The organism is Rhizobium sp. NZLR11 (assembly GCF_019685115.1).
Lineage (GTDB): Bacteria > Pseudomonadota > Alphaproteobacteria > Rhizobiales > Rhizobiaceae > Rhizobium.
Map to the genome: position 1 here is coordinate 17,915 of NZ_JABDWD010000009.1, position 22,413 is coordinate 40,327.

Annotated in this window: 22 protein-coding genes and 1 pseudogene; 16 read left to right on the forward strand and 7 right to left on the reverse strand. The window is 60.4% G+C overall.

What is annotated here, in order from left to right; all coding sequences use genetic code 11:
* The first annotated feature begins 17 nt into the window (after positions 1-17).
* Positions 18-896, forward strand: coding sequence for a LysR family transcriptional regulator (locus HJB83_RS16975; protein ID WP_207581429.1), 879 nt, complete (start codon positions 18-20; stop codon positions 894-896).
* A gap of 59 nt (positions 897-955) precedes the next feature.
* Here HJB83_RS16975 and HJB83_RS16980 read toward each other — a convergent pair whose 3' ends face one another.
* Both HJB83_RS16980 and HJB83_RS16985 read right to left on the reverse strand, forming a co-directional pair.
* Entirely contained in the window at positions 956-1,945 is a 990-nt protein-coding gene (locus tag HJB83_RS16980) for a substrate-binding domain-containing protein (RefSeq protein ID WP_221117507.1), read from the reverse strand.
* Positions 1,946-1,993: 48 nt separating this feature from the next.
* Positions 1,994-2,974: an NAD(P)-dependent oxidoreductase gene (locus HJB83_RS16985; RefSeq protein WP_221117506.1), complete on the reverse strand. Its 981-nt coding sequence runs from the start codon at positions 2,972-2,974 to the stop codon at positions 1,994-1,996.
* An 80-nt stretch (positions 2,975-3,054) separates the two neighbouring features.
* Here HJB83_RS16985 and HJB83_RS16990 point away from each other — a divergent pair.
* From HJB83_RS16990 to HJB83_RS17025, 8 genes and pseudogenes are all read left to right on the forward strand, one after another.
* A pseudogene (locus HJB83_RS16990) lies at positions 3,055-3,974 on the forward strand (ATP-binding cassette domain-containing protein).
* Between the two features lie 68 nt (positions 3,975-4,042).
* The gene (locus HJB83_RS16995) at positions 4,043-5,041 is read left to right on the forward strand and encodes an ABC transporter permease (protein ID WP_207581426.1); all 999 of its coding nucleotides are present in this window, start codon (positions 4,043-4,045) and stop codon (positions 5,039-5,041) included.
* A gap of 341 nt (positions 5,042-5,382) precedes the next feature.
* Positions 5,383-5,574: a periplasmic nitrate reductase, NapE protein gene (napE, locus tag HJB83_RS17000; protein ID WP_207581425.1), complete on the forward strand. Its 192-nt coding sequence runs from the start codon at positions 5,383-5,385 to the stop codon at positions 5,572-5,574.
* An 8-nt stretch (positions 5,575-5,582) separates the two neighbouring features.
* Positions 5,583-5,897: a 4Fe-4S dicluster domain-containing protein gene (locus HJB83_RS17005; protein WP_221117504.1), complete on the forward strand. Its 315-nt coding sequence runs from the start codon at positions 5,583-5,585 to the stop codon at positions 5,895-5,897.
* Positions 5,890-6,147: a chaperone NapD gene (locus tag HJB83_RS17010; RefSeq protein ID WP_221117503.1), complete on the forward strand. Its 258-nt coding sequence runs from the start codon at positions 5,890-5,892 to the stop codon at positions 6,145-6,147. Before HJB83_RS17005 ends, HJB83_RS17010 begins: the two co-directional genes overlap by 8 nt.
* The gene (napA, locus tag HJB83_RS17015) at positions 6,148-8,655 is read left to right on the forward strand and encodes a periplasmic nitrate reductase subunit alpha (RefSeq protein WP_221132454.1); all 2,508 of its coding nucleotides are present in this window, start codon (positions 6,148-6,150) and stop codon (positions 8,653-8,655) included.
* Positions 8,622-9,125: a nitrate reductase cytochrome c-type subunit gene (locus tag HJB83_RS17020; protein WP_221132455.1), complete on the forward strand. Its 504-nt coding sequence runs from the start codon at positions 8,622-8,624 to the stop codon at positions 9,123-9,125. The genes napA and HJB83_RS17020 overlap by 34 nt, the downstream gene beginning before the upstream one ends.
* An 8-nt stretch (positions 9,126-9,133) precedes the next feature.
* Positions 9,134-9,829 carry a NapC/NirT family cytochrome c gene (locus HJB83_RS17025; RefSeq protein ID WP_311044297.1) on the forward strand — a complete coding sequence of 232 codons (696 nt, stop codon included), beginning with the start codon at positions 9,134-9,136 and terminating at the stop codon, positions 9,827-9,829.
* A 42-nt stretch (positions 9,830-9,871) separates the two neighbouring features.
* On the opposite strand, the gene HJB83_RS17030 is transcribed toward HJB83_RS17025, so the two are convergent.
* Positions 9,872-10,195: a hypothetical protein gene (locus HJB83_RS17030; protein ID WP_221132456.1), complete on the reverse strand. Its 324-nt coding sequence runs from the start codon at positions 10,193-10,195 to the stop codon at positions 9,872-9,874.
* Positions 10,196-10,540: 345 nt separating this feature from the next.
* Positions 10,541-12,523 carry an acyltransferase family protein gene (locus HJB83_RS17035; protein ID WP_221132457.1) on the reverse strand — a complete coding sequence of 661 codons (1,983 nt, stop codon included), beginning with the start codon at positions 12,521-12,523 and terminating at the stop codon, positions 10,541-10,543.
* 410 nt (positions 12,524-12,933) lie between these two features.
* On the opposite strand from HJB83_RS17035, the gene HJB83_RS17040 reads away from it, so the two are divergent.
* Positions 12,934-13,872, forward strand: coding sequence for a sialate O-acetylesterase (locus HJB83_RS17040; protein WP_221117498.1), 939 nt, complete (start codon positions 12,934-12,936; stop codon positions 13,870-13,872).
* A 244-nt stretch (positions 13,873-14,116) separates the two neighbouring features.
* On the opposite strand, the gene HJB83_RS17045 is transcribed toward HJB83_RS17040, so the two are convergent.
* The 3 genes from HJB83_RS17045 to HJB83_RS17055 all read right to left on the reverse strand — a co-directional run bounded on the left by HJB83_RS17045 (position 14,117) and on the right by HJB83_RS17055 (position 16,715).
* Entirely contained in the window at positions 14,117-15,493 is a 1,377-nt protein-coding gene (locus HJB83_RS17045) for a DUF882 domain-containing protein (RefSeq protein ID WP_221132458.1), read from the reverse strand.
* A gap of 167 nt (positions 15,494-15,660) precedes the next feature.
* Positions 15,661-16,236, reverse strand: a complete 576-nt coding sequence (locus HJB83_RS17050) for a peroxidase-related enzyme (RefSeq protein ID WP_221117497.1) — start codon at positions 16,234-16,236, stop codon at positions 15,661-15,663.
* The gene (locus tag HJB83_RS17055; protein WP_221132459.1) at positions 16,233-16,715 is read right to left on the reverse strand and encodes a CMD domain-containing protein; all 483 of its coding nucleotides are present in this window, start codon (positions 16,713-16,715) and stop codon (positions 16,233-16,235) included. Before HJB83_RS17055 ends, HJB83_RS17050 begins: the two co-directional genes overlap by 4 nt.
* Before the next feature lie 158 nt (positions 16,716-16,873).
* Here HJB83_RS17055 and HJB83_RS17060 point away from each other — a divergent pair, with 158 nt between their 5' ends.
* From HJB83_RS17060 to HJB83_RS17085, 6 genes are read left to right on the forward strand one after another with little or no spacing between them, the layout of a single operon-like run.
* Entirely contained in the window at positions 16,874-17,872 is a 999-nt protein-coding gene (locus tag HJB83_RS17060) for a LysR family transcriptional regulator (protein WP_221117495.1), read from the forward strand.
* Complete coding sequence (locus HJB83_RS17065; protein ID WP_221117494.1) at positions 17,869-19,344, forward strand: NAD(P)-binding domain-containing protein; 1,476 nt, start codon at positions 17,869-17,871, stop codon at positions 19,342-19,344. The genes HJB83_RS17060 and HJB83_RS17065 overlap by 4 nt, the downstream gene beginning before the upstream one ends.
* A 9-nt stretch (positions 19,345-19,353) precedes the next feature.
* Complete coding sequence (locus tag HJB83_RS17070; RefSeq protein ID WP_221117493.1) at positions 19,354-20,094, forward strand: amino acid ABC transporter ATP-binding protein; 741 nt, start codon at positions 19,354-19,356, stop codon at positions 20,092-20,094.
* A gap of 16 nt (positions 20,095-20,110) precedes the next feature.
* The gene (locus HJB83_RS17075) at positions 20,111-20,938 is read left to right on the forward strand and encodes an amino acid ABC transporter substrate-binding protein (RefSeq protein ID WP_221117492.1); all 828 of its coding nucleotides are present in this window, start codon (positions 20,111-20,113) and stop codon (positions 20,936-20,938) included.
* A gap of 55 nt (positions 20,939-20,993) precedes the next feature.
* Positions 20,994-21,701, forward strand: coding sequence for an amino acid ABC transporter permease (locus tag HJB83_RS17080; RefSeq protein ID WP_221117491.1), 708 nt, complete (start codon positions 20,994-20,996; stop codon positions 21,699-21,701).
* 19 nt (positions 21,702-21,720) lie between these two features.
* Entirely contained in the window at positions 21,721-22,413 is a 693-nt protein-coding gene (locus HJB83_RS17085; RefSeq protein ID WP_221117490.1) for an amino acid ABC transporter permease, read from the forward strand.

Sequence of the window (22,413 nt, forward strand, 5' to 3'; positions counted from 1 at the left end):
CAAAACAAAGGGCTCAAATGGTTCGGCAATTCCTCCCCTTGAACGGCCTGCGCGCCTTTGAAGCCTCTGCACGGCATCTGAGCTTCACCCGCGCCGCGATCGAGCTCTGCGTCACCCAGGCGGCCGTCAGCCAGCAGGTCAAAGGGCTCGAGACCCGATTGGGCGTGGCGCTGTTCCAGCGTCTTCCCCGCGGCTTGAAAATCACTGCGGAAGGCGAGGCGCTGCTGCCGACGGTGACGGCCTCCTTCGACCAGATGGCGACGACGCTGGACAGGATCGAAGCCGGGCAGGTGCGCGAATTGCTGTTTCTCGGCGTTGTCGGGACATTTGCGGTCGGCTGGCTGCTGCCGAGGCTCTCGGATTTCCAGCGCCGGCATCCCTTTATCGATCTCCGCATGTCCACCAACAATAACCGCGTCGATCCGGCCGCCGAAGGGCTGGATTTCGCCATCCGCTTCGGCAGCGGTTCATGGCACGGAACGCAGGCGCAACGCCTGTTCGAAGCGCCGCTCTCGCCTCTCTGCATCCCCAAACTGGCGGAACATCTGCAATCGCCTGAGGATCTTGCCGGGGCGGTGCTGCTGCGCAGTTACCGGACGGATGAATGGAGCACCTGGTTTCAGGCCGCCGGCGTTCCCCCCACAGCGCAGGTCCATGCCGGCATCGTCTTCGATTCCTCCGTCGGCATGATGGAGGCGGCCCTTCAGGGGCTCGGAGTCGCGCTCGCGCCGCCATCGATGTTCACAAGGCACCTCTCCTCAGGCGCGATCGTCCAGCCCTTCGCCACCGCCATATCGCTCGGCAGCTATTGGCTGACGCGCCTGCAATCGCGGCCGGTCACGGCGGCCATGCAGGCATTCTCGGATTGGATCGGTGCGCAGCTGAGCGCTGCATAAACATCGGAGCGCCCACGGACGTGGGCGCTCCGAGCCGCATCAATTTTGGAATGCCAAGATCACTTTTGAATGCAAGTGTCGACGGTGTCCTTGGTGCATTCGTCAAGGCCGGTAAACACCGGATCCTCGACCTTCTTACCGGATATCATGTTCATCATCACGGTTGGCGCCTTGTAGCCCATTTCGAACGGCCGCTGGCCGACGAGCGCGGTGACCAGGCCTTCCTTGGCGATCGCCACCTCGTCGCCGATCGTGTCGGCGGCGCCGATGACGAATTCGTTCTTGCCGATCTTGTCGGCCAGCGGCTTGAACAGGTCGCGGTAGGGCTGCGGTGCGCCAAACAGCGGCCAGCCGCCCATGATGCCGAAGGCATCGAGGTCGGTATTGGCGGCGAGAATGTCGGTCATCGCCTGAACGCCCTTGGCGCCATCGTCATTGGTGAAGACCGGGCAGCCGGCAACTTCCGTCCAGCCGCCTTCGCCCTTCAAGGCCGCGAGACCCTTCTTTCCGCTCAGCGTATCGCGCATGCCCTGGGCGCGGCGCAGGATGTTGTCGGCGCCGGGATTGCCTTCGATCGTGCAGATCTTGCCGCCCTTCGGCTTGGCCTTCTTGATGTATTCGCCGATCTTGGCGCCCATCAGATAGTTGTCGGTGCCGAGATAGGTCTTGCGGAGAGCGGCGTCATCTGCCGAAAGATCGGCATCGAGCGTCATCACGGGAACGCTCGGATTGGCCGTCTTCAGCGTCTGGGCGATCAGCTTGGCGTTCGACGGCGAGATGGCGATGGCGGCGGTATCGGCTTTGCCAAGCATATCCTGGACGATCTGCGCTTCGCCGGCTTCATCGGAGGTCGATGCCGGGCCGGTGTAGAAGCATTCATATTCGGCGGATGCGTTTTCCTTGTTCCACTTCTGGCAACCCTGGTTGATCGCCTCGAAGAACGGGTTGTCGAGGCCTTTGACGACGATAACCAGCTGCTTCTTGGCGGCCAGGGCCTGTCCGGCCGTCAGCGCCAGGACTGCAGCTGTAAGCAATAATGCCTTCCTCATAGCTTCCTCCCATTGAAAAAGACGGACGCTTCTGCACCCGCCGCGTCATCAACCTGGATACCAGACGACCCGAGGCTCCTCCTTCGATCGCTGGTATTCCCAAGCCGAATTGATAAGCTTTTCCAGATCGTAGACGGGGTTCCAGTCCAGCAGATATCTGGCCTTGCTATTGTCCATCCAGTTCGAGTGAAACTGGCTTTCGATATTGACCGAGCCGAGCCCGCGCGTGCGGGCGAGATAAGCGGCAACCTCGCCATAATCGACGGGCCGATCCATCGAGATGTTGAAAAGCTGCCCCTTGGCGCGCGGATTGTCGATTGCCGCGAGGATCGCCGAGACGAGATCGTCGACATGGACGAAATTGCGTTTCAGCGGCCGGCCATCGGCGTCGCGCAGCAGCGGCACCGTGCCATCGCGGAAATAACGCTCGGCATCGGCTGCCGGCACCAGCGTCTTCCAGTCCGGCCCGCCGAAGACATCCTCGCCGAAGGACAGCGTGAACTTGAAATCGTCCTTCTCCATGATCCACGGCGCGCGCAGACAGCAGGTGTTGATGCCGTATTGGATGGCGAATTGCTCGAGCATTACCTCTTCCAGCACCTTGGACAGCGCGTAACAGCCGGGATAGGCGCGATGCGGCGTCTTTTCGGTCACCGGCCCGTCATGGCGATAGAAGAAATGCCCGATGCCGGCATCGCCGCCGATGAGGATGAACTGCTTTGCCGTGGGGCTGGCGCGGAACGCCTCGAGCAGCCAGAACAGGCCCTTGACGGTGATATCCATCACATCGGCGGGGATTTCCTTGCAGGTGGCGAGATGCACGACATGGGTGACGCCGTCCATCGCCGCTGCAACGACATCGCTATCGGCGATCGAGCCCTTGATCACACTGACCCGGCCGGTTTCACCAAGCACACGATTATGGCAAAGCGCGCGAATGCGTGCGTTGGAAAATTGTGGCTCGTCAAGCAGCCCAGTAATAAAGCGCCGCCCGACCTTGCCCGTAGCCCCGGTGACAAGGATCAGCATACTTCTCTCCCCCAGTAACAGCTAATATCTATGCGTTTCCGGCGTCAATCTGTATTTATCGTACAAAATAGATTTTTGTGATGAGGGGACGTTTTAGCGGACTATTGATTGACGATTCCTGGCGCTTTTGCATTAATGAGCGCAATCGCTTTTCCGGGAGGAGATCGGCTGAGCGAGATCGTAGGCGTCTGACTGGCAACCGGGTATCGGCAACCGGCGGCGAAGGCAGGCCTGCAGTTAAGGGGAGGGTAGTCGGCTGGTCGCGGTTCTCGAGCTCACCAATATTTCAAAACATTTCGGCGCCATCCAGGCGGTCAACGACGTGTCGTTCGCGCTCGAAGCCGGCCAGGTCGTCGGCCTGATGGGCGATAACGGCGCCGGCAAGAGCACGCTGGTCAAGATGATCGCCGGCAACTTTCGGCCGAGCGAGGGCATCATGCGTCTCGAGGGCCGGGAGATCGTCATGCATCGCCCGATCGAGGCGCGCCAGCACGGCATCGAGATCGTGCACCAGGATCTGGCGCTCTGCAACAATCTGACGGCGGCGGCAAACGTCTTCCTCGGGCGCGAGCTGCGCCGCGGCGTCGGTCCGTTTCGCATCCTCGATTACGGGACGATGTATCGGCGCGCCGGCGAGATCTTCAGGGAGTTGAAATCGGAAACCCGCCCGCGCGATCTCGTCAAGCAGATGTCGGGCGGCCAGCGGCAGGCGGTGGCGATCGGGCGCACCATGCTGTCGGAGGCAAAGATCGTGCTGATGGACGAGCCGACCGCCGCCATCTCGGTCCGACAGGTGGCCGAGGTCCTCAATCTGATCCGCGAGCTGCGCGACCGCGGCATTGCGGTCGTGCTGATCAGCCACCGCATGCCCGATGTTTTCACCGTGGCCGACCGGGTGATCGTCATGCGCCGCGGCCGGAAAGTCGCCGACAAGGCAATCGAGGCAAGTTCGCCTGAAGAAGTCACGGGTCTGATCACCGGCGCCATCGAACAGGTTTGAGCCGCGCCGCTTATCCCGCGGGAGAAATACCGCTGACGGGAATGCCCCATCTGGAGTGAGAGGTCGAAATGGCAGTAACATTGGACCAGACGATTGCACAGAAGCAGCGCAGCCGGCTTGCGGAGTTTGTCGGCGGCCAGACATTCTGGGTGCTGATCGCCGTGCTTCTCGCCTGCCTCTTCCTGTCCTTCGCCACCGATTCCTTTGCGACGACGAAGAACCTCTACAACATCACCCGCAACGTCACCTTCGTCGCCATCATCGCGCTCGGCATGACGCTGGTGATCATCACCGGCGGCATCGATCTGTCGGTGGGCTCGGTGCTCTGCCTCTGCAGCATGGTGCTGGCGGTCACCATGAACGCCGGTTATTCCATCGAGGTCGGCATAACGGCCGCGATCGTTACGGCGCTGGCGATCGGCGCCTTCAACGGCGTGCTGATCGCCTATCTCAATTTCCCGCCCTTCGTGGTGACGCTCGGCATGCTGTCGATTGCGCGGAGCTTGGCGATGGTCGCCTCGAACAACACGGTCGTCTTTCAGTTCGGCCCCGATCATGACAAGCTGCTGGCGCTTGGCGGCGGCGCCTGGTTTTTCGGGATCGCCAATCCGGTTCTCTATATGGTCATCCTGGCGCTCATCACTGGTTTCGTGCTGCGCTGGACGCGCTTCGGCCGCTATATTTTCGCGATCGGCGGCAATGAACATGCCGCCACGCTGACCGGCGTTCCCGTCCGCCGCATCAAGGTCGCCGTCTACATGATCTCGGCGCTGTCGGCCGGCATTGCCGGCATCGTCCAGACCGGCTGGCTCGGCGCCGTCACCACAAATATCGGCGCCGGCATGGAACTGCAGGTCATCGCCGCCGCCGTCATCGGCGGCGCCAACCTCGCCGGCGGCATCGGCACCGCCTTCGGCGCTCTGGTTGGCGCGGCCCTGATCGAAGTGATCCGCAACAGCCTCGGCCTGCTCGGCATCAATGCGTTCTGGCAGGGGACGTTTATTGGCGGGGCGATCGTGCTGGCGGTGCTGTTTGATCGGATACGGAATCTGCGGCAGAGCGAGTAGGGTTGGGCTGGACAAGGAGTCCGCGGCGCACCGAAGGGTGCGGGTGGTCCAAACTTGCTGAGATATGGATCCCTCTGCATGAGCCTCATGGGTCTCCCGTGAAGACGCCGATATACCCACCTTTGGGGAGAATAATAACGATCGGTCGGTCAATCCCGGCGGTCAGGTCGTCATGCTCGCGTTCTCTGTCCATCGAAGCCCCAGTTCCCGACTTGCCACATATTGGCAACCCGCTCCGTTGGTTACCGTAACATACGTGCCCAAAGGCACGGTGTATGCAACTCTCAGCACGGCAGTGCCAGCATCAAAATGCCGGCGATGACATGCGGAGAGGAAGTGAGATGTTGCAGCCGGTCCAAGGCGGCTCTGCGGGCGCGCAGCCTCCGAACAGAAGGAAGATCGAGCTTGTGACGTTCTTCGCACTTGCCTTCGGCATCTGGCCGGTGATCGCCGTCGGCGTCGTCGGTAGCTACGGGTTCGCCGTCTGGATGTGGCAGATCGTCTTTGGACCTCCCGGGCCTCCAGGTCATTGAGGCGCTCCATGCAGACAAAAGCGCTTTCGCGCCGACAACTGTTCCTTGGCTGTCCCGACCCGGCATCCGAAGCGGACGCGTCAACATCAGTGCCTCATACGGCCATGGTGACGGAAGCCTGCCTGTCCAAGCTGGGCGTCGCCTGCCGGTCGTGCGACGAAAACTGTCCCGACAACGCAATTCGATTCCGGCCGCGGATCGGCGGGCCGTTCTTTCCCGAAATCGACGAAAAACTCTGCACCGGATGCGACGCCTGCCTTGCGGTCTGTCCGGTCGGCGCAATCGCGACCCGCACAAATGAACTGGAGGGTCGCAATGCCTGAAACTCCATCGCTCTATCACATATCGAGCGCGGTCGTCGCGACGCTGCCTACCGCGACGCTTAGCGTTCTCAGCCAGCTTGCGATGATGAAAAACGTTGAAGTCCACGGCGATGGCGGCGGCAAGATTGTCATCGTCATCGAAGGGACAAGCACAGGCATGATGGGCGAATGCCTGTCGCGCATATCGCTGTTCGATGGGGTCATCTCCGCGAATATGGTTTTCGAACATGTCGAAACGGAGGGGGCGTAGATGACCGGTGAACTGACCCGTCGTGACATCCTGAAGGCGCACGCAGCAGCGATAGCCGCGGCGACCGCGGGCATTGCGCTTCCCGCCGCCGCGCAGCAGGTGCCTGGAGGCATCGACGCGCTTGAGATAAAGTGGTCGAAAGCGCCCTGCAGGTTTTGTGGGACCGGCTGTGGCGTCATGGTTGGGGTCAAGCAGGGCCAGGTCGTCGCCACCCACGGCGACATGCAGGCAGAAGTGAACCGGGGCCTGAACTGCATCAAGGGCTACTTTCTTTCGAAGATCATGTACGGCCAGGACCGGTTGAAGACGCCGCTGCTTCGCAAGCAGAACGGCGTCTACGCCAAGGAAGGCGAGTTCGAGCCGGTGAGCTGGGATGAGGCCTTCGACGTGATGGCCGCGCAGTGCAAACGCGTACTGAAGGAAAAGGGGCCGACCGCCATCGGCATGTTCGGCTCCGGCCAGTGGACGATCTTCGAGGGATACGCCGCGACGAAACTGATGCGCGCCGGCTTCCGGTCGAACAATCTCGATCCAAACGCCCGCCATTGCATGGCGTCTGCCGCCGTCGCCTTCATGCGAACCTTCGGCATGGACGAGCCGATGGGATGCTACGACGATTTCGAGAATGCCGACGCCTTCGTGCTTTGGGGTTCCAACATGGCGGAGATGCATCCGATCTTGTGGACGCGTGTCGCCGATCGTCGCCTCGGCCAACCGCATGTCCGGGTCGCGGTGTTGTCCACCTTCACCCATCGCAGCATGGATCTGGCCGACATACCCATCGTCTTCAAGCCCGGCACGGACCTGGTGATCCTGAACTACATTGCCAACCACATCATTCAAACCGGGCGGGTCAACGAGGCATTCGTCCAGAAGCATACCAAATTTGCCCGCGCCGCGACCGATATCGGCTACGGCCTGCGCCCCGATGATCCGATCGAGGTCAAGGCCGCAAACTCGGCCGATCCGGGCAAGACCGAGCCGATGAATTTCGAGGCTTTCAAGGACTTCGTCTCGGACTACACGCTGAAGAAGACGGCTGCGATGACCGGCGTCGATCCGGAGTTTCTCGAGCAGTTGGCCGAGCTTTATGCCGATCCCGCCCGGAAGGTCATGTCGCTCTGGACCATGGGCTTCAACCAGCACGTCAGAGGCGTCTGGGCCAATCAGATGGTCTACAATCTCCATCTTCTCACAGGCAAGATCTCCGAGCCGGGCAATAGTCCGTTTTCGCTCACCGGTCAGCCTTCGGCTTGCGGCACGGCGCGCGAGGTCGGAACCTTCGCCCATCGCCTGCCTGCCGACATGGTCGTCACCAATCCCGAGCATCGCAAACACGCCGAGGAGATCTGGCGTGTCCCTCACGGCCTGATCCCGGAGAAACCCGGCTATCACGCGGTGCAGCAGGACCGGATGCTGAAGGATGGCAAGCTGAATTTCTACTGGGTGCAGGTCAACAACAACGTTCAGGCTGCGCCGAATACAGCCAACGAGACCTATAACGGCTATCGCAATCCTGAAAACTTCATCGTCGTCTCGGACGCCTATCCGACGATTACCGCGATGAGTGCGGACCTGATTTTGCCCGCCGCCATGTGGGTGGAAAAGGAAGGCGCTTACGGCAACGCCGAACGCCGGACGCATGTGTGGCACCAGCTTGTGCAGGCTTCCGGCGAGGCTCGCTCCGACCTCTGGCAGATGATGGAGTTCTCGAAGCGCTTCACCACCGACGAGGTTTGGCCGGCGGAGCTGTTGGACGCCAATCCGACCTATCGCGGCAAGACGCTTTTCGACGTGTTGTTTCGCAACGGCGAGGTTGATCGGTACCCTGTCGAGGAAATCAGCGCCGACTACGACAATAACGAGGCAAAGGCCTTCGGCTTCTATGTCCAGAAGGGACTTTTCGAAGAGTACGCCGCATTCGGACGCGGACATGGCCACGATCTGGCGCCCTACGACGTCTACCACGAGGTTCGAGGCCTGCGTTGGCCCGTCGTCAACGGGCAGGAAACCAAGTGGCGATACCGCGAAGGATACGATCCTTATGTGAAACCCGGCGAGGGTTTGAATTTCTACGGCCAGGCGGACGGCAAGGCCGTCATCCTGGCGGCGCCCTACGAGCCTCCCGCAGAATCGCCCGACGACGAGTTCGATGTCTGGCTGGTGACGGGACGGGTGCTTGAACATTGGCATTCCGGTTCGATGACGATGCGGGTTCCCGAGCTCTACAAGGCGTTTCCCGGCGCGCGCTGTTTCATGAATGCCGACGACGCGCGAAAACGCGGCATCAACCAGGGGGCCGAGGTCCGTATCGTCTCGCGGCGTGGTGAAATCCGCACCCGGATCGACACCCGCGGCAGGAACCGGATGCCATCCGGCGTCATCTTCGTCCCGTGGTTCGACGCCAGCCAATTGATCAACAAGGTCACGCTCGACGCCACCGATCCCATCTCGAAACAGACGGATTTCAAGAAATGCGCGGTCAAGATTCTCCCCGTCGTCGGTTGAGGCGACCCGAATGGACAGCCATTGCAGCGGGTTTGCTGGTGTTCGTCACGACGGCATCGATCGCCGAGGTACTCACCCAGAATGTCCCCCAGCTTCAGGGGCCGCCTGAGGCCATGCAGTCCGAGCCTGCCGCCGTCCTCCCGAGATGGGTGGTCGATGACCGCCGCCAGATGCGCGCCTATCCCGACCAGCCCCCTGTCATCCCGCATTCGATCGAGGGCTATGAGCTTTCGGTCAACGCGAACCGGTGCCTCTCCTGTCACAAGCGGGAGTTCACGCAGGGCTCCGGCGCTCCGATGATCAGCGTGACCCACTACATGACGCGGGACGGCCAGATGATCGCTGATGTCTCGCCCCGGCGCTATTTCTGCACGGCCTGCCACGTTCCCCAGGCTGATATCAAACCGCTGGTGCCAAGCATGTTCAAGGATATGAGCGAACTTGGTTTCAAGCCTGCGGGAAGCGAGTGACGACGATGATCGCTTGGGTGAAGCGCCTCATTCTGTGGGCATGGTCAGTCTTGACGAGACCGGCCGCGACGATCGGGTTGGGCGTGCTGACGCTCGGCGGCTTTATCGGCGGCGTCATGTTCTGGGGTGCATTCAACACCGCCCTGGAACTGACGAACACCGAGAATTTCTGCGTGTCGTGCCACGAGATGAAAGACAATCCGTATGAGGAGCTGACCCGGACAATCCATTTCTCCAACCGCTCGGGCGTGCGCGCCAGTTGTCCGGATTGCCATGTTCCTCATGACTGGACGGACAAGATTGCTCGCAAGATGCAGGCTTCGAAGGAAGTGTGGGGCAAAATCTTCGGCACCATCGACACCCGGTCGGAGTTTCTTGAGCACCGTCTCGGCCTGGCGCAGAACGAGTGGGCCCGGATGAAGGCCAATGACAGCCTCGAATGCCGCAATTGCCATTCGGCAGTCGCAATGGACCTGCAGAAACAGACGCCGAGAGCCGCGGCGATCCACACGCAATATCTGCTTCCGGGGAAGGCGACCTGCATCGACTGCCATAAGGGCATTGCGCACGAGCTGCCCAACATGCAGGGAATTGATCCCGGCTGGAAGATGCCAAAGGAGCTTGAAGGGACGCAGACGTCGGTCGGCGACCCCATCGACGACCTCAGGCGCGCTATGGCCGAAATCCATACGCAGCAGTTCTGAATGAGGCGTCTGAAGGTGGCGCTGGACGCGCTGACCATGCCCTCAGGGATGCGCATCCTCATAGCCATCCAACTCAGGGCATCCCCTGATGTTGCCGAAGCCGATCACCCGCCGGTCGCCCGATTGATCCAGACCTCTGAGCACGATGACATTGTCATCCTGCTGTATAATCTCGCTGCGATAGATGCCGGCCCGGAGCGCCAGGTTTTTTGCCTGGCTTACGTTGCATTGTCCGGGCCGTGGAGTGATGTGCCAGTATCTCGTGCCTTGGCCATCCGACTGCCATCCGCCAGAGGCGGCGAATCCCGATACGCTGGATAGCAGGATGGCACACGACACTATCGAGCTGCCTAGAACCAGTTTCATGTATCCTCCGTCAGCCGTCGGCGTCTCAGGGCTCGTGCTACTCGACTTGTCCCGGTTGCAATGGATAACCGGGTTTCCCTTGTTGTCACCACAGTAGATGGTGCGCGCTAACATGGTGCTAACGCGGCTCCAGCGGCAACGAGATGATGTCGCCCCGTACGCTGCCAGGCGGAGAAAACGGAAATGCTCTGGCAGCGGTGGCGCAGGTGGATCAAGCCGTTCGATAATATGGCTGCGCTGGAACTTTTGCGATGCGTGATGAGAACCAACTCGTCGAGACGATGGGGCGTGCAGAAAGTCCGGACCTGAACACCAGGTTCATCGTCGTTCCCGGCGTCTGGCCGCTTAATTTGATGGAGAAGCGGAAGGCGTGGGACCAGCGTTCGGCTGAGAACTTGCCGTTCGTTCGGCTTGCGTGGCGTGCGGCGGTACCAGGAAATCGAGGAGACCGTCGCTCCGTAGATCGGCGGTTCGCTTTTCCAGAATGTCACCGATCAAGGTCGTCAGAAATTCTGCTGTCATATGGTTCCAGTCTGTGATGAACGGAACACCCCTGCTGCTCGTGAGGCATTTCTCCTTGTCGTAATCGCAGTGAAGCTTGACGATATCGACGTAGGTGAACGCAAGATCGGATGGGAAAAATGGCAGTTGCGCTAAAGGCTGGTTGGCCGGCGGATAGGCCGCTTCCCGCAGGCATATGGAGGCATCGGATTTTCTCTGAAACATCAGCCCCAGGCACGAGTGCAATTCGTCGAGCTGGAAATAATTCCCGAAAACGAAAATGCGCGCGTCATCCGAGTGGCTTTTCATCCAGGAAAGAAGTTCGAACCGGAAGGGGTTGACGGAGTACTCAAAAGGCCGAAGGCTCGTGAGGAAGATCGCTTTCGTTCGGCTGAGCAATGATTTGTCGTTGATATATTTTTCAAAGGGAATGCAGTATTTATCGTAAATGCTGGCGCGAGAGGGGGCCTTCACACTATCGTTCTTGATCTCCACCATGCAGTTCAAGTAGCTGAGCGCCACGACTTGATATCGGTCGGTATCGATGTAATTTTTGAGCGCGATTGACCAGTTTCTGGCGTGCGAATCCCCAATGATGAAGATAATCGGTTTCCCAGCTTGAATGTTGTCGTTCAAGCCTAGAAAAGTGCTTTCGAGCTGCGCCTCGTTCGCCTGCGCGAGAGGTGGATAGACTTCATCCAATCTGTGAGGAAAACCGGCCATAGTGATTGCTGAAAGGACAGCAGCCGTGATGGTGACAACGGATGAGCTGAGGGTGATCCAGAGAGCGCGGCTTCTCCTGGTGTGGCGAAGGGGCTTTTCGATGACGACAAAGCTGACGACCGCGACCAGGACCGTCGCAGCGATGGCGAGAAACTTGTCGCTGTTGTCGAAATTCAGGCTTGTCGACCGCCAGAAGGCGAAGACCGGATAATGCCACAAATACAAGGAGTAGGAGACTATTCCGGTGAGCGCCGCAGGCCGCGACGCCAACAGGCGCCCGATTGCGTTCTCACGGCTGGCGAATGCGAGCACCAGGCAGGTCCCAATGACAGGGATCATAGTGAGCAGGCCAGGATGAACCGTGTTCTTTTTAAACAGGATCAGTGAACCAAGAACGAGGACAAGCCCGGCCGCCGCAAGGAACGGCTGGGGGCGAGGCCGTCCACGCCGCACCTCGTAATAGGCGAGAAGTGTTCCGGCCAGCAGTTCCCAGGCCCGGGTGAGCGGCGAGTAGAAGGCCTGTTGCTGATCATGCCGTACGATTATCACACACCAGATAAAGCTGAGGGCTGCCACGACCAACACGCATGGCAGAAATCTTGATTTCAAGTACCGGCGCACGATCAGCAGCAGGAACGGAAACCCGATATAAAATTGCTCTTCGACGCTCAATGACCAGGTGTGCAGAAAAGGCTTGAGAAGGGCATTCGGCTCCCCGTACTGAGCCGCAGTGAAATAGAAATAGATATTCGATCCAAAGAGCAGCGACGAACCTAGGGAGTTCGCGTAGTCTATGAGTTCAGCTGGCAATAAAAGATAATAGGCTACGGGTATTGTCGCGAAAATGACTGCGAACAACGCAGGCAGAATTCTTCGCGCGCGCCGCGCGTAGAATCTAAGGAAATCAATACGCCCCGTTGCTTCGATTTCCGTCAACAAGATTTGGGAAATCAGAAAGCCGCTGATCACAAAAAATACGTCGACGCCAATGTATCCGCCCTGAAGCAGCGTGTGGCCGGCAACCGTGAACTCGGCGTGATAGAGAATAACGCCTATCACCGAGATGGCCCTCAAGCCATCGATCTCTGGTCTATAAGCCTTCAATGCGCCTGCCTTCGATATCGAGAGCGTAACGTTGTCGCGCGCAAGAGCGGCGCTTTTGGGCTCCCTAACACAGAGATCCTGCGCCCGTCGATCCAAATGATCCGGTCAGCGAAAAGGAGGAGCCCGTGCTCCGCTCCCACGTCGTCCTCGCCGGCCGAATCTGGGATATCCTTCCGTGGACGAGCGACGGGATTACGAGCAGGCACGATCTCTCACCCAACCGGATGATTGTAATCACCGGTCCGGTCTATAGTTGAGACCAGCGACAGGGCTCGATCTTCACGACGAACTCTTTCTAAAGATCATGCCCGAGCAAGCCGATGTGGCTGGTGTAAAGGAACCTTCGTGGCTGCAGCAGCCTCGATTGGTCCAATAGGCCATGTCATCGGGTGATGATTAAAGGTGACGCCATGCGTAAAACGCTAGCAGTCGGCGGGGCCGTCTTGATTGCCATGTACTTTCTCGGCGGCATGAGCGCGAGACATGAGATCTTTCCTTGGCCACAACTTTCCGCGCTGAGAAAAATGGTTGGCGGCGAGAAGGCAGCGGCCCCAAGCCGATATAGTTTCGACGACAAGGAACGACTCATCGGGGATGAATCGAAATCGCCTGTGACCTGCCCGACTCAAACTGCTCGAACGGCTGTCTTACTCATTCTTGGCCAATCGAACGCGGCCAACGACGGAGGACAACGGCACCGGTCAAATTATGGCGCTCGCGTTGTCAACGCCTTTGACAAACGGTGCTTCATCGCGGCGTCGCCACTTCTTGGATCGACCGATACCAAGGGAGAGTACTGGACGCTGCTTGGCAATTATTTGATTGCATCGGGACAGTATGACAGCGTCATCCTCGCGCCTCTCGCATATTCCGGATCTGAGGTCGCGCGCTGGGCGACCGGCGGTGACCTCAATCCTGTGCTGGTCGATACAATGAAACAGCTTCAGGATTCCGGTTATCGGATAACGGGCGTCCTCTGGGTCCAGGGAGAGAAGGACCTCGTTATCGGCACCACCGCGGAGGCCTATCGGGATCATTTCATGTCGATGGTTGACACATTGCGTCAGCACGGCGTCGAAGCACCGGTTTACATTTCGATCGCATCGAAATGCCTCGAACCGAGCAACGGCGGCTTCAAGGAGCATATTCCAGACAATGCGATCGTACGGGCGCAACTGGCCCTGTCAAAAAGCGGCCACGGTATCCGAGAAGGCGTAAATTCTGACGCATTACTCGATGGGGATGACCGCTACGACGATTGCCATATCGGGGGCACAGGCGCGGAGAAAGTGTCGCGAGCCTGGCTGAGCCTTCTGCGCGGCGATAGCCGGCTGGAAACCTCGGGATAGTCATCGCTGAACCGGTTTTCGCACCTTCGCACGCTTCGGCCTCGGCTCCCGTCCGGTATTCGGCCCCTTATCACTTGTCATTGATTTCACCTCGCTCCCTGGCGGGGTGGACGGTGACGAAGATGACGTCGTCCAGCGCGCCATCTATCCGCCACCAGACACGCTATGACTGAAAAGGAAGCAGAGGATTGCATTGCGGATCTCGGCCGCGATTGCCGTCGGAATCAAGCCTTGATGATCGAGGTCAACCCTCCGGGGGAGACGCAAACCGGCTGGCCTCGAACGGGCCTCTGGCGGCGACCGGGATGAAATCCTCATCGGATGCCCTGACACCAGCCTCACGATGAACCGTGCGGGGGGAAAGACGAGGCGCGCTCAATCCCATCGCCTCGCCGGGAGAATGCAGCGCCCATTTCATCAGCGCCGCTTCGGAGGTCGATCCGAGGAAATCTGCCTCTTCCCAGGAGGCGGTCATCGGCAGAGAGGCGATCATATCAGCGCCCTGCCTGGAGGTCTCCCGTGCAACAACGAGGGGATGGAAGCGGGCGTGGGCCGGCAATGCTGGCGTCTGTCTCTCCGGAAGGGCGGCAATCGGGCCGATCGATGCAGTCTCCAGTTTGTCGTCCGCGCCGGCGTCGTGCGCAAAGGCGGGCGGGCGCATCGCCGGTATCGGAATCGGCAAGGATGAAACATCCCCAGCGGAGCCTTTGTCATCCCGCCCGGCCGCGCCGGTCTGCAGCGCGAGCGCATTCAACGCTCGGCTTTTCGGCGTCGGCAGAAGCGCCGTCACGAGTTTGCCGTCTGTGGTATCGCCGCCAGGCGCGGTCGGCGCTCCCGCGTCTTCGTCTTCTCCAGCGGTGCTGGCAATCTGGATCGAGGTGGGGCCGCCGCGTTTCTTGTAGTTCGCAACCGCCTGATTGTATCCCGGCAGCGGCCTGCCATCGGCCGGTAGATGCATCGTCTGCCCATTCGGGAATATTCGCGCGAGTTCCTGCCGGGACATGCGTGGCCAGGCCCTGACATTGCCGACGTCGAGATGCACGAAGGGCGATCCCGAGGTCGGGTAATATCCGACGCCGCCGACCTGCATCTGCATGGCAAGCGCACGCAGCGTCGAAAGCTTCACGCCGGGCACGTAGAAATCCATCGCCTTGCCCAGCATATGCTGGCTCTTCTTGGCGACACCCGTGCTGCGCGAGCGGTTGCGGAGCATGTTGTTGGTCGTTGGGGAGCGATAGGCGGAGACGATGTGGATATAGTCCTTGCCGCCGCTCTTCTTGTACACCTCCCAGACTAGGTCGAGCAGCCGGGGATCCATCCGGGTCGGCTCGTTCCGTCGCCAGTCGCGCAGAAACCGATTGATCTGGGCAAGGCCCTTTGGATCGAACTTTCCATCCCGCTTGTAGGTAATCGTCGCCTTCTCGCCCGTATGGGTAAAGAACAGCTTGAGCGCCCGATCTTCCGCCGAGGCAAATGATGCAGAACCGACAAGTGCCGGCAGCGCAAACAGAGCCGGCAGAATGGTCTGCGCTGCGAAGCGTTCCGCACGTGAGAGGAGAGTGGCAATTCCGCCCAAGGCTCCGGCCGACAGACCTTGCAGTGAATACTTCAACACGAACAATCCCGCCCACACAAACACTCGACGACGGGCGGTACCTCCGCATCCATCGCGCTCAGTAAAGCCAGCTTATGGTCAACAAATTGCTAACGAGCGGATGCGGCAGCTCCGTGAGTTGAAGATGTGGTCGATGACGACTGCACGGTATGCGAAGCCTTGCCCGTCGGGCTTCAGTCCTTGACGGGTTCGCCGAGCGTATGCATCAGGCGGTTGGCCCAGCCGAAGATTGCGGAAGACAGAACAAGATCCAGGGATTCAAGCTCGGAAAGACCGACGTCGGCCAGATCCCGGGCATCCGCCCGGGTTGCTTGCGGAGGCGTCGTTGACAGATGTGCGGAGAAGTCAAAGATCGCCTGCAGGTGCTCGTCGAGTTCCGCGTCGAGCCCATCGGCGAAGATCGCGTCGATGACGTCAGTCCTCTTTGTATAGTTGATAAACCGGGACGCATGAACGGCGGCACAGTAGACGCAGCGGTTGACGACCGATGCCGCTGTGGCGCCCAGTTCGCGTTCGCCCAATGAAAGCCCGTCCTTCCCGTACATGATCAGGTTGAACAGGGGAGAGCGGACCGCAAGCGATTCCGGGTCGTGTGCGAGCGTCAGGACGTATGTCGATATGCCCTTGTTGGACGGCGTGACCTGCATCGCTTCGCGCTGTTCCTCGGTCGCGGTCTCAAGGTCGACCGGAACGACGTAAGGCTGCCAGCGCGGAACGGTGGTGGTGAAGCTGTGGACGACTTCGCTCATTGTCTTGCTCCGATCAGTGCCAAACCTGCGATGACACGCACCTGATAGTTCACGAAGGCCGCAAGCTCCGAGAGCCGGACGATGTCGGCATCGGTGGCACCGACGCTTCGCAATGCTTCGATATGGCCACGGGTAGACTCGCGCGGGGCCACCGTCAGTCGATCGGCGTGACGAACGATCTCTGCGGTACGCTCGTCGTCCACGTTCGTGCCGGGTTGAGCGAGCAATGCCGTCGCATTTTCCGCGGCGCGTAGCACCAGTCCGTCGTAGTGGCCAGCCAGCGCTTCGTTGCCGTTGTGTCGCGCCATGCGCGCGGCGAGAGCTGCTCGCAGGCCATGCGACAGGCCGCCCGGATCACGGGGAAGGAGCACAGCGTCGTGCGCGGCCTCGCTCAGGCGCAGGATCTCCGCACGCTTCTCCATGGCTTCGGCGAGCGCCGAGCCCGGCTTCACGGCGGCAAGAGTTTCGATGAGTGTCAAGAGAAGCTCCTTTGCATTTCGCTGGAGAGCACCAGGTAGGTCTCGTGGTAATCTATGTTAAATTAGCATGGGGTCGCGGAATTCATGCGAAATAATTATCTATTCTCCAGTGATTTTATAGAAAACTCATGCTTTAATAACATGAAGGACAATGGTTGATGTCATATATGCATAGCAATTCGATCGACATTCGACAGCTTGAAGCCTTCGCGGCGGTGATGTCCGCAGGGAGCGTAACCGGAGCGGCCCGCCTGCTCGGACGGTCGCAACCCGCGGTCACCCGGCTGATACAGGACCTGGAGGCAGAACTGGGTTACGCGCTTCTTCATCGAAGCAGCGGACGCATCCAGCCGACCTCGCGCGGTCTGCGCTTCCATGCCGAGGTCGAACGTCACCTCGCCAGCCTCCTCCATATTCGCGAGCGGGCGGAGGCGATCGGTCGTGAAGAGCCGGCGACGCTGACAGTTGCCGCGACGCCGTCCCTTGCTGCAGGGATACTGCCGCAGGCATTGGCGGCCATCCCGGGGGATCTCATTCCCCGTCATCTCCACATCCAGGCGCTCGCGGCGGAGAATGTGGTGCAGGCGGTGGTCGCCCGTTCGGCGGATCTCGGAATATCGAGCCTTCCACTCGAACATCCCGGCCTCGAAATTCATTGGATCGCGGAAGCGCCCTGCGTTGTCGCTATTGCCGCTGACGATCCTCTGGCGGCAAGCGAAGTTGTGCGCCTGACCGAGCTCGCCGGCCGACGCATCATCACGCTCGCCAATCCATATCGTCTCCGCCATCGGATCAACGAGGCTCTGGAGCGGGAAGGCGTTGCTCCTCAGTGGATCATCGATGTGAATGCTTCGCTAACGGCTCTCTCGCTGGTCCGCGCCGGGTTGGGCGTCGCCATCGTCGAACCCGCCACTGTCTATGGTGTTCCATTGGATGGCATTGTGATGCGCAGCGTCGACCAGGCAATTCCCTTCCTGTTTGGCGCCATCTCTGCTGCCGCGCTGCCCCTTACGCCGACAGTCTCGGCCGTAATCGAGGCGGCACGCACGGAGGCCTTGGCTATTCCGGGCTGCCGCCTTCTCGAGGCAAATGGGACGGACGCGCTGGCAGACAGCGTCTACGGGCAAGTCGTCATTTCCGAGGGGGCGTCCGCATGAGCGGCCTTTCCACCTTCCCGGATGGTCTCGACGCCCTCGAAGTCCGCCTGCGTCAGGATCTTGCGTGGCTGGAGCTGCCCGCCAAATCGTGGGTTCCGCTACGTGTTGTCGATGGCCAGCCTGTCGTGGACGTCGTCATTATCGGTGGCGGCATGGCGGGTCTTGTCGCCTCCGGGATGCTCAAGCGCCTCGGGGTCTCCAACCATATCGTGCTCGACAAGGCCCCTGCGGGACGGGAAGGACCATGGGTCACTTTCGCCCGGATGCGCACCCTTCGTTCTCCAAAGCAGCTCACAGGCCCGGCCATGGGTCTTCCGGCACTCACCTTCCGGGCCTATTATGAGGCGCGCTTCGGCCGCGAGGAATGGGCGGCGCTCGACCGCGCGCCCCGCCAGACCTGGATGGAGTACCTCGTCTGGTATCGGAAGGTACTCGAGCTTCCCGTTCGCAACGGCATCTCCGTCGACGCGCTGCTCCCGCGAGAAGACGGTATGCTCGATCTGGTGTGTACGCAGGGTGGCTCCAAGGAAACTATCGTCGCCCGCCATGTGGTGTTGGCAACCGGACGCGATGGTCTCGGCGGTCCTTTCGTTCCTGATATTGCGAGCAGCATTGACCGCAGGTTCTGGGCGCACACCTCCGACGAGATCGACTTTTCGGCGTTGCGCGGCAAGCGAGTCGGAGTGATCGGTGCGGGCGCGTCGGCGATGGACAATGCGGCAACCGCTCTCGAAGCAGGCGTCGCAAGGCTTGACCTGTTCGTCCGCCGCAAGGAATTGCCTCGGATCAACAAGTTCACCGGCATCGGCAGCCAGGGCGTCGTCCATGGCTTTGCTGGGCTGCCCGACGAATGGAAATGGCGCTTCCTGAACTATGCGATGGGCCAGCAGACCCCGCCACCGCGGCCGAGCGTCCTGCGCGTCAGCTCGTTCGAGCACGCTCACCTTCATCTGGAGAGCCCGATCAACATCCTGCGGCAGGACGGCGACCATGTCGTCGTGGCCACACCGCGCCGCAGCTATCCGGTCGACTTCCTGATCTTCGGTACGGGTTTCAGGATCGATCTTGCCAATCGGCCGGAACTCGCCGCCTTCGAACCGCACATCCGTCTCTGGCGCGACCGCTTCCCGACGCCCCCCGGAATGGCGAACGGTGAACTCGAGGGATCGCCGGATCTCGGCAACGCGTTCGAGTTCCTCGAAAGGGCGCCGGGCTCGTGCCCGACGCTCTCGAAGATTCATTGCTTCAATTTCCCGGCGACGCTCAGTCACGGCAAGCTCACGGGCGATATCCCGGCAATCAGCGAAGGGGCAGACCGCCTGGCGCGCGGCATTGTCAGATCGCTCTTCGTCGAAGACCGCGAGACGCACTTCGCAAACCTCCAGGCCTTCGACACGCCCGAACTTCTCGGCGACGAGTGGGCCGACCCCGAGACCGAAGCGCTGCCTGCACTTTCCACCGAAAGGACCTGAGACCCGAAAATGCTTGAGATCAAGAACCTGAAGCTGTCGTACGGAAGCACCCGGATCCTGAACGGCGTCGACCTCTCGGTGAAGCGAGGCGACGTGGTGTCCATCATCGGCCCGAGCGGGACAGGAAAGACGACGCTGTTGAAGTGCATCAACCATCTGGTGAAGCCGGCATCCGGAACGATCGCCTTCGACGATATCAGGATGGATTTCGCGCGCCCGGACAAGGCTGCAGTCCAGGCAATCCGCCTGCGCACCGCGATGGTGTTCCAGCAGTTCAACGTCTTCAAGAACATGACGGTGATCCAGAACGTCATGGATCCGCTCGTCGTCGTGCAGGGCAAGTCGAAGGACGAGGCCCGCAGCATCGCCCTGCAGGAACTCGAAAAGGTGGGCCTTTCAGACAAGCTTGACAACTATCCGTCCCAGCTCTCCGGCGGCCAGCTCCAGAGAACGGGCATCGCGCGTGCGCTGGCGGTCAAGCCGGACGTGATGCTCTTCGACGAGCCGACGTCGTCGCTCGATCCCGAGCTCGTGAACGAGGTTCTGAAGGTGATCAAGGACGTCACGTCATCGGGGATCACCTCGCTGCTCGTCACCCACGAGATGCAGTTCGCGAAGAACATCTCGAACCGCATCGTCTTCATGGATCGCGGCGTCGTCGCAGCCGACGGCAGTCCGGCCGAGATTTTCGACACGCCTTCCAACCCACGACTTGCCCAGTTCCTCAATTCTGAACGTGCAATCCAATAGAGAAAGGATACCAGAAATGACGTCTTCGAGTTCACTTTCCCGCCGCAGCTTCGCCGCCGCCCTTGCCGGCGTTTCCATTGCACTCGCGAGCGCAGGCGCATCCTTCGCCGAGGACGCCGTCCGGACGATCAAGATCGCCACCGCGGCGGAATCGAAACCGCTCTCTTGGGGCGCCATCGGCGTGGAGCCGCAGGGCTACGAGCCGGATGTCCTGAAGGCAATCGACGCCAAGCTGCCTCAGTACAAGTTCGTGATGGAAGGTGCTGCCGACATCGCGCAGGAGACGGGTCTTGCGACCGGCAAGTACGACATCGCGACCGGCGGCTATTACCGAGCGCCCGCACGCGAAAAGCAGTTCCTCATTCCGGAAGCTCCAATCGGCGCCAGCCTGATCAAGATCTACAGCCGCAAGGACAGCGGCATCAAGGAGATGAAGGACCTCGTCGGCAAGAAGATCGTCCCGGTCACGGCAGGCGGCGGCATCTACAAGTTCGCCACCGCGTGGCAGGAGCAGAATCCCGACTCCAAGATCGAAATCACGGCTTCCAGCGCAGGCATCCCGTATCCGGACCGCCTGAAGGAAGTCGAGAACGGCAAGTACGACGCACTGGTCCTGCCATCCAATCTCGGCGAGCAGACGGTGATCGACCAGCAGAAGCTGAACGTCCAGGCGAGCGAGCCGGTCGCGATCAACAACACTTTCGTCCTCATCCATCGTTCAGAGGAGAACAAGGCGCTCGCCGATGGCATCGACAAGGCCCTGAAGGAGCTCAAGGCCGACGGCACGCTCGCCAAGCTGTCACAGAAGTGGTTCGGCGAAGACATCACCACCTACATGAAGTGACGCCGGCTTCGATGCCGGCGACCATGCCCAGGACTGAAAGAAGGAGTGTTCCCAAGTGGACCTATCCATACTGATCCCCGAGCTGCTCTCGGCGTTGCCGCTGACGCTCGCGATCACGTTCACGGCCATGGTCGCCGGCTTCGTGCTGGCGTTGATTGCGACGACGTTCCGGGTGCGCAGGATCCCGGTGATCAGCCAGCTGGCCGATCTATACGTGTCCTACGCGCGGAGCGTCCCCGTCGTGCTCCAGTTGTTCGTCGCCTTCTACGGACTTCCGGTGCTCGTCGGCGTATTCGGCATCGAGGATTTCGTCTCTCCGACGATCGCCGCCATGCTTGGCCTCAGCCTTTACCACGGCGGTTACTTGTCCGAAGTCATGCGGCCGGCATATCTCGCCGTCGAGCGCGGTCAGCACGACGCCGCCGACAGCCTGGGATATACGTTCCGCCAGAAGCTGGCGCGCGTCGTTGCGCCGCAGGCGGTTCACATCGCGCTGCCCGGCTACGGCAACTCCATCATCTACCTCATCCACAACGTTGCCCTCGTCATGTACATCGGCGCGGCAGACGTGATGGCGACCGCCCACCTCGTCATGGAGCGGGACTACAATCAGTACCAGTTCGAAACCTATCTGGTTCTGGCGGTGCTCTACTCCGTTCTGTGCCTGGCCGCATGGCTCGTCGTCCGCTTCTTCGAACTTCGTTCGGCGACGTTCGCGCCAAGCGGCACGCCCGTCAAAGCGCCGCTGATGGCGAGCGTCTGATCGAAGGGGAGACCGCAAAATGTTCGATATCGAAGTTCTTCTTCCCGATCTCTGGGACATCCTGGGAGCGGTTCCACTGACCCTTGCGATGGCGCTGGTGATCTTCGCCTTCTCGACGATCATCGGCAGCCTGTTCGCGATGGTCGAATATCGCCGGATCCCGGTACTCCGCCAGCTCGTCGTCGCCTACAAGATCGCCTTCAAGGGCGTCCCGATGGTCGTCGTCATCTTCCTCGCATATTACGGTCTCCCGTCGACGCTTCAATTCCTCACCTCGCTTGTCGGTGTCGAGTACAACGGTCATTCGATGCCGAACTGGGTGACGCTGATCGTTGCCCTGACGGCTTGCGTCGCGGCATTCCAGGCAGAAGTCGTCAAGGGCGCCTTGAACTCGTTCGACACCGGGCAGGCCGAGGCCGCGTATTCGCTCGGCTACAAGAAGAGCCAGCTCTTCAGGCGGGTGATGCTTCCTCAGGTGATCGTGGCGGCAATCCCGGATCTGGCGAACTCGTTCATGGTGATCATGAAAGCGCTGTCGCTTGGGTTCGCGATCGAGGTCGTGGATATCTTCGCTCAGTCTCAATTGACCGCCGCGCTGAACTTCTACTACCTCGAAGCCTTTCTCGTCGCCGTCGTGATCTACATGGTAATCGCCTATGTCGTCACCCAGATCGCTGACAGATCGGAGCGTGCGCTCCGAGTGCGGACATGA